This is a genomic window from Sulfitobacter aquimarinus (assembly GCF_040149565.1).
Classification (GTDB): domain Bacteria; phylum Pseudomonadota; class Alphaproteobacteria; order Rhodobacterales; family Rhodobacteraceae; genus Sulfitobacter; species Sulfitobacter aquimarinus.
In genome coordinates, this window is sequence record NZ_JBEFLO010000001.1 from 61,564 (window position 1) to 73,428 (window position 11,865).

Below are 11,865 nucleotides of genomic sequence, written 5' to 3' on the forward strand. Positions count from 1 at the left end.
CCATGGACCAGACAACAATTCAACGCATCCACGACAGCTTTGCCGCCCAATCCATGATGCAGACCCTGGGGGCTGAACTGTCCGATGTCAGCGCGGGGCTTGTGCGCATCACCGCGCCGATATTGGCAGGTGCGCGGCAACAACAAGGGCATGGGCACGCGGGGCTGACGTTTTCTATCGGTGACAGTGCGGCGGGCTATGCCGCGCTCACCACGTTGCCGTTGGACATGGAAGTCGTCACCGCCGAGATCAAGATCAATCTTGTAGCGCCCGCACGCGGCGACCATCTTGTCGCGGCAGGGCGCGTGATAAAAACGGGCAAACGCCTGTGCGTGGTCACCTCCGAGGTCCACGCGGTCGAGAACGGCAAGGAGACCCTGATCGCCATCCTACAGGGCACCATGGTCCCCGTCCCACGTTAGAACAATCCCGCGTCTTGTGCGCTTGGCCTAAAGCTTCGGCTAACCGGTACTTCGTGGCCATCCGCCATCACCATCAGATCGCGCCCTTTGTCACGCCGATGCTTTTGCACCGCATCCAGCGCAATCCAATGCGAGCGGTGGACCTGTAGCCCAAGGCCCGACAGCTCTGAAATTGCTTCCCCCAACCGCATCAGGATCAGCGTGATGCCCTTGGACGTGACCACATTCAGGTAGTGATCTTGCGCCTCGATCCGCACCAAGGGGGCACGCACCTCAATGGGCAAACGTTTTTGGAACACATCCGTGGGCTGCGATGCCTCCACCTGCGGAGCGCGCCCTTCCACCGCCCAAGCCAGCAGATGCACGGCGATAGCGACCACAATGACGTTGACCGCTAGCGACAGCCAGCGCGCCACCCCTGACCAATGCGCAAATAGAAAACTATTCGCCACATGCACGACAACAGACAAGCCCAGCAAAAAGCCGATCCAAACCAGCAATGATCCGATCCGCCCGAAGCGTTGTGCCACATGGTAGGCCGCCATGCTCATCGCGATCGAACCCGCCGTCACCGTGCCCCAATAAGCCACGCGCCCGCCCAACTCCATCGCCTCGATCGTGCCGAAGGGCCCCGCCATCGCGGCAACAGACGTCACCGCTAGCCAGATCAATAACGGCAACCTGAACCTGCCCATTTCACGAAGCGTGACCTGCATTCCACCCCTACCCCGATGTCATTCACGAAAGCAAAGCGCCACTTGCGCAGCCGCTCTGGCACCGTCCTCCACAGCTTGCCATGACAAAGCAACCGAACACAATGGAGCCCCGCTATGACCCTCACGCCATTTACAAACGCGCCGCTGATTATCCAGATACATATGATAGTTGCGATTGGCGCAGTCATCCTGACCATGGCCATCTTCGCCGTTCCGAAGGGTAGCACAAACCACCGTTTCATGGGACGCCTTTGGGTCGCAATGATGGCGATTGTCGCGCTCAGCAGTTTTGGCATCACCGAGCTGCGCCTGATCGGCCCGTTCAGCCCGATCCACCTGCTGTCGCTCTATGTTCTCTGGAGCCTCGTCCGCGCCGTGCGCGCCGCCCGCGCAGGCCGCATCGACGAGCATAAGAAGACCATGCAAACCATGGCCTTCACAGCGCTCTTTGTGGCCGGAGCGTTCACATTCCTCCCCGGCCGCATCATGCACAGCACGTTCTTAGGCGGTTAAGCCCTCAGGCTCCGCCAACCCGTGCGCACGGCAGCAGGCGGTGACGGTATTGGCCAGAAGGCACGCAATCGTCATCGGCCCCACGCCACCGGGCACGGGCGTGATAGCACCCGCTACTTCCGCAGCACCCGCAAAATGCACATCGCCCAACAGCTTGGATTTGCCAGGCTTGTCGGGGTGCGGGATCCGCGTAATGCCCACATCAATCACCGTTGCACCGGGCTTGACCCAATCGCCCTGGACCATCTCGGCGCGGCCCACGGCGGCCACCAGAATATCCGCACGGCGGCATACATCCGCCAGATCGCGGGTCCGCGAATGCGCAATCGTAACGGTGCAATTCTCTTGCAGCAATAATTGCCCCATCGGTTTGCCAAACAGGTTCGACCGCCCGACCACAACCGCATCCATGCCCGACATATCGCCAAGCTGGTCGCGCAGCAGCATCAAGCATCCCAAAGGCGTACACGACACAAGGCCCGTCTCGCCACTGGCCAGCAAACCCGCGTTGGTCACGCTCAACCCATCCACATCCTTGGCCGGATCAATCCGGGCCACAACGCGCCGCTCGTCCAGATGGTCAGGCACAGGGAACTGGCACAAAATACCATGCACAGCCGGATCGGCATTCAGCTTATCAATCACCGCAAACAGCTCTTCTTCGCTCACATCCGCTGGCAGCTTATGCTCGAACGAGGCCATACCCACCTCAACCGTCTGCCGATGCTTGGCCGCCACGTAAACCTCGCTCGCCGGGTCCTCGCCCACCAACACAACCGCCAGCCCGGGCGTTATCCCGTGATCCGCCTTCAGACGTGCCACATGGTCACTAACCTGCCCCCGCACGCGTCCCGCAAACTCTTTCCCGTCAATCACAGTCGCCGTCATCTCACCGCGCCCCTTTTCTTTATTTTGCCCTTAAACTCATCTTTGGCCCCGCGGGGCCAAAGCAAAGCGGGAGGAGGGTCAATCCCTCCTCCCGCTTTCTAACCCGTTCAGCTTCTAGAACAAGCCTTCGACTTCGCCCGCATCATTCAACCCGATGCTTTCCGCAGAAGGCACGCGCGGCAGACCCGGCATGGTCATGATCTCACCGCAGATCGCCACGACAAAGCCCGCGCCCGCGCTCAAACGCACCTCACGCACAGGGATGTCAAACCCCGTCGGCGCGCCGCGCTCGGCTGGATCAGTGGTAAAGCTGTACTGCGTTTTCGCCATACAAACAGGCAAATTGCCATAGCCCTGATCTTCCCAATCCTTCAACTGGTTGAGGATCTTTTGGTCCATCTGCGCGCTATCCGCACGGTAGATTTTGGTCGCGATCGTGTTGATCTTATCGGCCAGCCCCATGTCATCAGGATAAATCGGCGCGAAGTCCGCCTCGCCCTTCTCGATGGTCTCGACCACTTTGGCCGCCAGATCGGCAGACCCTTCCGAGCCCAATTCCCAGTGGCGCGACAGAACGGCCTCGGACCCTTGGGTCGCGACGTAATCCTTCACTGCCTGCACTTCGGCATCCGTGTCGGTGACAAAATGGTTGATCGCCACAACCACAGGCACACCAAAGGATTTCATGTTCTCGATGTGACGGCCAAGGTTCGCGCAGCCGTTCTTGACCGCGTCCACATTTTCGTTGCCAAGGTCCGCTTTGGCCACGCCGCCATTCATCTTCATCGCGCGCACCGTGGCCACAACCACCACAGCCGACGGGGCAAGCCCCGCCTTGCGGCATTTGATGTTGAGGAACTTTTCAGCCCCCAGATCGGCACCAAAGCCCGCTTCCGTCACGACATAATCCGCCAGCTTCAGCGCCGTGGTCGTCGCAATGACCGAGTTACAGCCGTGCGCGATATTCGCAAAAGGACCGCCATGCACAAAGGCGGGGTTGTTTTCGAGCGTCTGCACAATATTGGGCTGCATCGCGTCTTTCAACAGCACGGTCATCGCGCCATGCGCCTTGATATCGCGGGCAAATACGGGCGACTTGTCACGGCGATAGGCCACGATCATGGCGCCCAGACGCTCTTGCAGGTCCGCCAAATTTTTCGCCAGACACAGGATCGCCATGACCTCGGAGGCCACGGTGATGTCAAAACCCGCCTCACGCGGGAAGCCGTTGGCCACACCGCCAAGGCTCGCCGTGATCTGGCGCAGCGCACGGTCGTTCATGTCCACCACACGGCGCCAGACAACGCGGCGCGTGTCAATCTCCAGCGCGTTGCCCCAATAGATATGGTTGTCGATCATCGCAGACAAAAGCGAGTGGGCAGAAGTGATCGCGTGGAAGTCGCCGGTGAAGTGCAGGTTCATCTCTTCCATCGGCACGATCTGGGCATAGCCACCGCCAGCGGCCCCGCCTTTCATCCCAAAGTTCGGCCCCAATGACGCTTCGCGGATACAGACGGCAGCGTTCTTGCCGATGCGGTTCAGACCATCGCCCAGACCCACAGTCGTCGTTGTCTTCCCCTCACCCGCAGGCGTGGGGTTGATCGCGGTCACAAGGATCAGCTTGCCATCTTCGCGGTCCTGAACCGAATTGATGAAGCTCTGGCTCACCTTCGCTTTGTCGTGACCGTAAGGCAGCAGGTCATCGCTGGAAATACCCAGCTTCGCGCCAATCTCCTGAATGGGTTTCTTGGACGCTTCGCGTGCGATTTGAATGTCGGTTTTGTAAGCCATGGTATTCCCCATTAAGTGCCGTTGCGTCAGATACTATCTGCTGCATACTAGGGCACGCGAGGTTCCCACGTCAGAATTACGACATTTTCCACGCAACTTGCGGCGCGGGTTGGAACCTTCGTTTCGTTTAAGAAACGAATTGCCGCTTCTGCATTATCGCCGGTTTTAAACTGCTCACACAAAGCGGCGTCAGGTGGCCAAAGACCCATACGGCACTCCATCAACCGTTTGCGCGTGCCGCTGGTGAGATACGAGAGAGGCTGGGGTAGCCTTTGCACATCGTCGCCCCGCCCAAGATATCGCCCGGAAGCAGCGGCAGGTAGGCGTCCTCCCGAACCTGCCAGAACGAGAAATCAGCCTGCGTCGTCAGAGCGCTCAGGTGCCCACGGTCGCTGATCAGGCACAAACAGCCTCAGCCTGTCGCCCACCGCAAGGTCGCCCTCCCGCTCGATCCACGCGGTCACACCGCGCCTGCCCCTTGCCGCCGATTTGAACGCCTTGCCATGACCGGGGCTGTCGCTCTCGATCTCGCGGGCGGGGAAGTTGCAGGGGCCGTTTTCGACATCAATCACAATCGTCGCGCCGCTCTCGGCTTGAAGGCGCGAGGCGGGTGGCAGGTGGGTGAAGTCGGGAATACCCTCAAGGATGATCGACGCGCCGAGATGCTCGGGCTCCAGCACGTCCAGACCCATCGTTGCCGCCACTTGCGCCATCTCCTCGGCGGAGAGGATCGACAATTGGCGCGTGTTGCGGATTTCAGTACCCTTCGCGTGCCGCCCCGTGACCCGCACACAAGAGGCCCGCGTCACGCCGCCGTGATAATCACCCTCAAATCCTGCATAGGTGGCGCGCACATGATCCACCGCTTGCGAGCGGATGTTGGGCCTGTCCAGCGGTACTTTTCCCAGCCAGGTAATCGTGCCGTAAATGTCGGTTGTGCGGTGCTCTGCCATGGGGGCCTCCTGTTTACGGGCGCAGAGTGCGGCAGCTCTGGACAAAAGAAAAGGCCCCGCAGATCGCGGGGCCCATCATAACTTGTGTCGTCGATATCACGCAAAGTGATCAGACAGAGGGTTCAGGCTCCATCCCGCCGCTAGGCGGTGATTTCTTGCCTTTGGCCTTCGGGATCGCCGTCACGCTAGGGGCTGAGCCGCTGTCGGATGTGTCATCCTCGTCGTCAGGCTCGGTCGGGGGGTTGCCCGCCATCACGCGCTTGATCTCGTCACCCGTCAGTGTTTCGTACTCAAGCAGGCCTTGGGCCAAACGCTCGAATTCGTCTGCGTGATCCTCGATCAGTTTGTAGGCGAGCGCATAGCCTTCGTCGATGATGCGCTTGACCTCTTCCTCAATCAGCTCTTTCGTTGCGGCAGAGACGCTAAAGCCGCCCGCCCCGCCATTGGCCTGATAGCCAGCAGCCGCTTCTTGATAGTCGATATTGCCGACCTTGTCGGACATGCCGTAGCGCATCACCATGGCGCGTGCCAGCTGGCTGGCTTGCATGATGTCGCCCACAGGCCCAGACGAGACAGAGGCCGCGCCGTATTTCCAGATCTCGGCCGCTTTGCCCGCCATGGTCATGGCGATCCGCTCTTCGGCTTCATCCTTGAACATTTGCAGCTTGTCCATTTCAGGCAGGCTCATCACCATGCCAAGGGCACCGCCACGCGGGATGATGGTCGCTTTGTAGACCGGGTCACATTTCGGCAGTTTGATGCCGACAATCGCGTGGCCCGCCTCATGGTAGGCGGTCTTTTCCTTCTGGTCTTGCGTGAGCACCATCGACCGACGCTCGGCGCCCATCATGATCTTGTCTTTCGCGCTCTCGAAATCGAGCATGGCGACGAAACGGCGGCCAACACGCGCAGCGGTCAGCGCCGCTTCATTCACGAGGTTTGCCAGATCAGCGCCCGAGAAACCGGGCGTGCCGCGGGCAATGATGCGCAGATCAACGTCAGGACCCAGCGGGGTCTTGCGGGCGTGCACGCCAAGGATCTTCTCACGGCCTTTGATGTCGGGGTTGCCGACGGTCACCTGACGGTCAAAACGGCCCGGACGCAACAGCGCAGGGTCCAGAACGTCTTTACGGTTGGTGGCCGCGATGATGATTACACCTTCGTTGGCTTCAAAACCGTCCATCTCGACCAGCAATTGGTTGAGCGTTTGCTCCCGCTCGTCGTTGCCGCCGCCGTAACCGGCGCCACGGTGACGGCCCACAGCGTCGATTTCATCAATGAATACAATGCAAGGCGCGTTTTTCTTGGCTTGCTCGAACATGTCGCGCACGCGGGACGCACCCACGCCGACGAACATCTCGACAAAGTCGGACCCCGAAATGGTGAAGAACGGCACACCTGCTTCGCCCGCAATCGCACGCGCAAGCAGTGTTTTACCGGTGCCGGGAGGACCCTCAAGCAACGCGCCTTTGGGAATCTTGCCACCCAAACGGCTGAACTTCTGCGGATTGCGCAGGAATTCCACGATCTCTTCGAGCTCTTCTTTCGCCTCGTCGATGCCTGCAACGTCATCAAACGTCACGCGGCCATGCTTCTCGGTCAACATCTTGGCTTTGGATTTGCCAAAACCCATTGCACCGCCCTTACCGCCGCCCTGCATCCGGTTCATGAAGTAAATCCACACCCCGATCAGCAGCAGAATGGGCAAAAGCGAGACAAGGAATGTCTGCAAGCCGCTTTCCTGCTGGCTTTCGGCGCGGAAGGGAATGCTGTTGTCTGTCAACAGCTTGGTTACCTCGGCGTCGATGGGTTTGATCGTGACATAGTCAGTGCCGTCCGATTGCTTGAAGCGCACCTGCTCCCCGTCAAGGGTGACGTTGCTGACATTGCCATTCTCGACAGAGGCGATGAAATCTGAGTAGCTGATCTCACGGTTTTGCATGGACCCGCTGCTGCCGCCGTTGAACAGATTGAACAACGAGAAAACGAGGATCAGTAATACAGCCCAAAACGCGAGATTGCGAAAATTGCCCAAGGAAACTCTCCTGAATACGTATCGGCACAAAGAGACTCTCTGCGCCACGTGCCTAAGATAGAGGCTGCCGCGATTTGTTCAATGCGAAAGCAAGAAAGAGGTGAAGTCTGCGAAGATCTGTGCAGTCCATTCTCCACCCCAGCCCGCAACAGGTGCCGCAATCAACGTATCCCCCCGCCAAATCGCGGGCGAGGCCATCAAAGACTGGCGCGGCATGCCGCAGGCGCGCCAGTCCGGCACCTCTGCGACAGCCTTCCCCAGCGCGCGTATCGTTAGCTCTGGCGCATGTGGCCCGATCAGCCGCCAGCGTTGATCCCACGCTACATCCGTAGCTGTTACCAAATCCTTAACCGCATTATATTCGCGGGTGATGTGAAAATGGTCTTTGCGCTTCATAATCAAACAGCCGCTTTGCGTTGTACGCGGCTGGTCCATCAGTTCATGGCCAAGGCTTCCCGCGAAAATCTTGCGCGGGGGATAGGGGTTTGATCCGACCCATTGCAGGGCGGCCACAGTCAGGCGTCTCTCGATCTCGGGGGGGACATCCGTGGGAAGTTGCGCGGGGAGCAGAAGGTCGCCGCCTTGTTGCACCACATGCTGCGCAGCGGCCTGTCGGGTATAATGCGCCAAAGCGCTTTGGGCCTGACGCAGCGCATAGGCCGAGTGGTGGATCGCTTGGGCATCGATACCCAGTTCGGCCAGTTGCGGCAGCAGGGTGCGGGCGCGGGTGCGCATGTATTTGGGGTCGTCGTTGCTTGGGTCTTCGACCCACGGGACATCGTGGCGACGCAGATAGGCCCGCAACGCCTCGCGGCTTTGTTGCCACAAGGGGCGGACCCAAGTGATGCCGTGCCGTACAAATCGCGCTTGCATCTCGGCCAACCCGTCAAGACCCGCTGAGCGCCCCAAGCGGATCAGGAAATTCTCGGCCGTGTCGTCGATGGTATGGCCCAAAGCAATGCCGCCAATGCCATTCTGCTGCGCCCACTGCGCCATCAGATCGTAGCGGGCATTACGTCCAGCAGCCGCCAGATTGCCTGCTATATCAGGGCGTTGCCATGTCAGAATATCATGCGGCACGCCCAGCGACCGGCACAGATGTGCGACGCCTTCCGCCTCGGCGCGGCTTTCACTGCGCAGGCCGTGGTCCACGGTCACGGCAGCAATGGGATGACCCGTTTGCGCCGACCACCGCACGAAAAGGTGCAGCAACGCCACGCTGTCACCGCCGCCCGACACCGCAATGCCAATGCGGGCAGGCAGATCAGTGCCAAAGGCACGGTCGACACCATGAAGCAACATGGCGTCTTCGCCCTGCTGCATCACCCATGCCTGATCTAGCTGCATCCCAGCTTGGCCTGCTCGGCCTGCGCTTGGGGAGCAAAGGGGCTGTCGGCGAAACGGCTTGGGACTTCGCCCAAGGTCACGCAGGCCTCTGAGGTTTGGCCCAATGCGCCAAGGGCCGCGCCCAGTTTGAACAAGGCTTCGGGGGCAACGGGGCCAGTCGGCACCGCGCCAAAGCTGCCCAGATAGGCCCGCGCCGCTTCGCGCGTGTCGCCAAGGCCCGTCAGCGCATCACCGCGCAACAAATCCACTTGTGCCGCTACTGGAGAGCCCGGGTAGGTCTGATTGAAGGTCGCAAGCTGGTCTGCGGCGGTGCGAAAGTCACCGGATGCGAGCGCCTCCTGCGCCCGCTCAAGATCGTCACGCTCGCCCACGGCGAGCTGGCTGGTATCGGTTTGGGGGGCGGGCGCAGGAGCGGGCGCACTGGCCTGCCCGTCGCCGCCCAAGGTGCTGGTCTCCCCGAGGGTCGAAATATCGCCGCCCTCAAGCTCTACCAAACGGAACTCAAGGTCCGCGACGCGCCGCGTGCCGTCATCGACGATGCGGTTGATGCGAAACTCCAGCTCTTCGGTCTTGGAGGTGACGCGGGCAAGCTCGCTCTCCATCGCGTTGACGCGGTCCAGCACAGAGGCGGGCAGTTGCACACCGCCTGCATTGCCCGTGGTCGACAGCTCGCGCTTGAGCTTGGTCATCTCGACGCTCAACGTCACCAGCTCCTGGCGGATGTCGGCGAGGGTTTGCGCGTCCTGCGCATTGGCCGCCATCGGCAGGGCGGAAAACCCGACCCCGCCCAGAACGACCGCAAAGATAAATGCAAACCGCATCCTACGTCTTCCTTCTTAACTTGTCTGGCCACCCGCCAGCACAGTCACAGCGCGGCGGTTCTTGGCGTAGCATGCCTCGTTCGAGCAAATCTCGATCGGGCGTTCCTTGCCGTAGCTGACAACCCGCAAGCGGGCGGCTGGCACGCCTTTGGACAGAAGGTATTCGCGGGCCGCATTGGCGCGGCGTGCGCCAAGGGCAAGGTTGTATTCGCGTGTGCCTTGCTCGTCCGCGTGGCCTTCGATCACGGCTTGGTAATCTGTGTTGGTGGCAAGCCAGCCCGCCTGCCCGTCCAGCGTGGCGCGGCCTGCGGCGGTCAGCGTCGACTGATCGACCTCGAACAGCACGCGGTCACCCACGGTCTGATTGAAATACGCGGTCGAGGTCGGGTCATTCGCGCTGCCCGGTACGATCCCGTTCGAGGGCTGCAACGTCCCCGAAGGCACAGGATTCGCAAGCGCGTCATCGTTGGCACCAAAACGGTTGGGATTGGTACAGGCCGACAGCGCAACGGCTGCGACCAGAAGGCTCATGGGGAGTAGTTTCATCTGCTTCGACCTCTTAAGGGTGTTATTAACTTTTAGATACCACACCGCAGGGCGGCGGGGCAAAGGGTTACTTTTGCAGCGGTGACCAGCTTGGGTCAGAGCCGCCTTGGGGGGTGTCCACCTTGCGCAATACGCGGCCTGTGATGTCCACGGAATAGAGTGAGGATGCACCGCCCTCGCCCTGCGTCTCACGGGTGAACATGATCACGCGGCCATTTGGCGCCCATGTCGGGCCTTCGTCCAGAAACGATGCCGTGAGCAGGCGTTCTTCGGAGCCGTCCGTGCGCATAACGCCAATGTGGAAACGGCCCGCGTTTTGTTTGGTAAAGGCCACCAGATCGCCGCGTGGCGACCACACGGGCGTGCCATAACGCCCTTGGCCGAATGAAATGCGCTGCGCTTCGCCGCCGCCTGCGGACATGACATACAACTGCGGCGAGCCTGAGCGGTCGCTCTCGAACACAATCTTCGAGCCATCGGGGCTGAAGCTGGGCGCGGTCTCGATCGAGGGGGTGTTGGTCAGGCGCACGGACTGGCCCGAGTTTATGTCCATCGTGTAGATGTCTGTATTGCCGCCCTGCGACAGCGAGAAGACAACGGTCTGCCCCGAAGGCGAGAACCGCGGCGCGAAGCTCATCGTGCCGTCGCCGCTCTCCAACACCCGCCGCTGGACCGAGCCTATGTCGAGCACATAAATCCGCGGAAAGCCTGACTCGTAGCTGGTGTACAGCACGCGGTCGCCCGAGGGCGAGAAACGCGGGGCCAGCACAATGGCGCTGCTGTCGGTCAGGTAGCTGACGTTGGCGCCGTCATAATCCATGATCGCAAGCCGCTTCTGGCGCTCGTTCTTTGGCCCTGTCTCGGACACATATACCACGCGGCTGTCGAAATATCCGCCCTCGCCCGTGATGCGTTTATAGACTTCGTCCGCGACCTTATGGGCCATGCGACGCCAGCCTTCGGTGGTGCCCGAAAACTGCAACCCCTCGCCCAATGCGGTGCCGGATACCACGTCATAGACGCGGAATTTTACGTTGACCGAAGTGCCATTTACGGCCACAGCGCCCGTGACCAGCGCCTGCGCGTTGATCGCTTTCCAGTCGGGGAACGACACGGCTGCATTGAAGTCTGAGTAGTCCGCGATAAATGCCGAGGCAGGGATCTCGCGAAACACGCCCGTCCCTTGTAGGTCGGCTGCAACCACACGGGCCAGATCGGCGGCAAGCTGCCCTGCCTCGCCCGTCTCTGCCTGAAAATCGGGCACGGCAAAAGGCAGCGGCTTGATGATGCCTTCCTCGATCGTGATACGCAGCGGGCCTTGCTGCGCTTGTGCGGGTGCCGCAAAGCTGGCGGCAAAACCAAAGGCGCAGAGGAGCGCCAAACATATACTCAGGTATTTCATCGCAAATTCGTCCTTTCAGGGTCGAACGTCAGTTCAATATTCCGCCATTTTGCGTATTTCTCAACCGGCAGGTCAAAGCCGCCGCGCCCACAGCGTAAAACCGCCCGTTTGGCCGCGTGGTAAGACGCCTTTGCCATGCCCTGCCCCGTGCCGCGCAGCGTGACGGAGCCTGCAACAGGCCGCCCGCTGCGGTCCAGCGAAAAGGCCACCGTGACAGGCACCGCCCCTTGGGGCGGCAACCAACAGGCCAAGATTTGTTGCCCAAGCGCGCTGCGCTCTGCACTGCTCATCGCGTTATCGTTGCTGGCGGCAAGAATATGTTGCGCGGGGCGGGGCGTCATTGGGGCCGCAAACGCGGACATGCTCAGATAGTCTGGTGCATGCGACACCGTTTTAGCGCCGGCAACTGAGGCCAGACACACAACAACGGG

At 60.7% G+C, this 11,865-nt stretch carries 12 protein-coding genes; 2 read left to right on the forward strand and 10 right to left on the reverse strand.

What is annotated here, in order from left to right; all coding sequences use genetic code 11:
- The first annotated feature begins 2 nt into the window (after positions 1-2).
- Positions 3-422: a PaaI family thioesterase gene (locus ABMC88_RS00275; RefSeq protein WP_349574826.1), complete on the forward strand. Its 420-nt coding sequence runs from the start codon at positions 3-5 to the stop codon at positions 420-422.
- Here ABMC88_RS00275 and ABMC88_RS00280 read toward each other — a convergent pair.
- Positions 419-1,093 carry a LytTR family DNA-binding domain-containing protein gene (locus ABMC88_RS00280; protein WP_349574827.1) on the reverse strand — a complete coding sequence of 225 codons (675 nt, stop codon included), beginning with the start codon at positions 1,091-1,093 and terminating at the stop codon, positions 419-421. The genes ABMC88_RS00275 and ABMC88_RS00280 overlap by 4 nt on opposite strands.
- A 159-nt stretch (positions 1,094-1,252) precedes the next feature.
- On the opposite strand from ABMC88_RS00280, the gene ABMC88_RS00285 reads away from it, so the two are divergent.
- The gene (locus tag ABMC88_RS00285; RefSeq protein WP_349574828.1) at positions 1,253-1,651 is read left to right on the forward strand and encodes a DUF2306 domain-containing protein; all 399 of its coding nucleotides are present in this window, start codon (positions 1,253-1,255) and stop codon (positions 1,649-1,651) included.
- Here ABMC88_RS00285 and folD read toward each other — a convergent pair.
- From folD to tolA, 9 genes are all read right to left on the reverse strand, one after another.
- Positions 1,640-2,539, reverse strand: coding sequence for a bifunctional methylenetetrahydrofolate dehydrogenase/methenyltetrahydrofolate cyclohydrolase FolD (folD, locus tag ABMC88_RS00290; RefSeq protein WP_349574829.1), 900 nt, complete (start codon positions 2,537-2,539; stop codon positions 1,640-1,642). The genes ABMC88_RS00285 and folD overlap by 12 nt on opposite strands.
- A gap of 114 nt (positions 2,540-2,653) precedes the next feature.
- A complete protein-coding gene (locus ABMC88_RS00295; RefSeq protein ID WP_349574830.1) occupies positions 2,654-4,330 on the reverse strand; it encodes a formate--tetrahydrofolate ligase in 1,677 nt (558 codons plus the stop codon).
- Between the two features lie 353 nt (positions 4,331-4,683).
- On the reverse strand, positions 4,684-5,283 hold the full coding sequence (locus tag ABMC88_RS00300; protein ID WP_349574831.1) for an MOSC domain-containing protein: 600 nt from the start codon (positions 5,281-5,283) through the stop codon (positions 4,684-4,686).
- A 109-nt stretch (positions 5,284-5,392) separates the two neighbouring features.
- Positions 5,393-7,318 (reverse strand): ATP-dependent zinc metalloprotease FtsH, encoded by a 1,926-nt coding sequence (ftsH, locus tag ABMC88_RS00305; RefSeq protein ID WP_349574832.1) that lies wholly within the window; start codon positions 7,316-7,318, stop codon positions 5,393-5,395.
- A gap of 78 nt (positions 7,319-7,396) precedes the next feature.
- Positions 7,397-8,665 (reverse strand): tRNA lysidine(34) synthetase TilS, encoded by a 1,269-nt coding sequence (tilS, locus tag ABMC88_RS00310; protein ID WP_349574833.1) that lies wholly within the window; start codon positions 8,663-8,665, stop codon positions 7,397-7,399.
- Positions 8,656-9,486 (reverse strand): tetratricopeptide repeat protein, encoded by an 831-nt coding sequence (locus ABMC88_RS00315; protein WP_349574834.1) that lies wholly within the window; start codon positions 9,484-9,486, stop codon positions 8,656-8,658. Before ABMC88_RS00315 ends, tilS begins: the two co-directional genes overlap by 10 nt.
- 15 nt (positions 9,487-9,501) lie before the next feature.
- On the reverse strand, positions 9,502-10,032 hold the full coding sequence (gene pal, locus ABMC88_RS00320; RefSeq protein WP_349574835.1) for a peptidoglycan-associated lipoprotein Pal: 531 nt from the start codon (positions 10,030-10,032) through the stop codon (positions 9,502-9,504).
- A 67-nt stretch (positions 10,033-10,099) separates the two neighbouring features.
- On the reverse strand, positions 10,100-11,434 hold the full coding sequence (tolB, locus tag ABMC88_RS00325) for a Tol-Pal system beta propeller repeat protein TolB (protein WP_349574836.1): 1,335 nt from the start codon (positions 11,432-11,434) through the stop codon (positions 10,100-10,102).
- The gene (gene tolA / locus ABMC88_RS00330; protein WP_349574837.1) at positions 11,431-11,823 is read right to left on the reverse strand and encodes a cell envelope integrity protein TolA; all 393 of its coding nucleotides are present in this window, start codon (positions 11,821-11,823) and stop codon (positions 11,431-11,433) included. The genes tolB and tolA overlap by 4 nt, the downstream gene beginning before the upstream one ends.
- Positions 11,824-11,865: the final 42 nt, after the last annotated feature.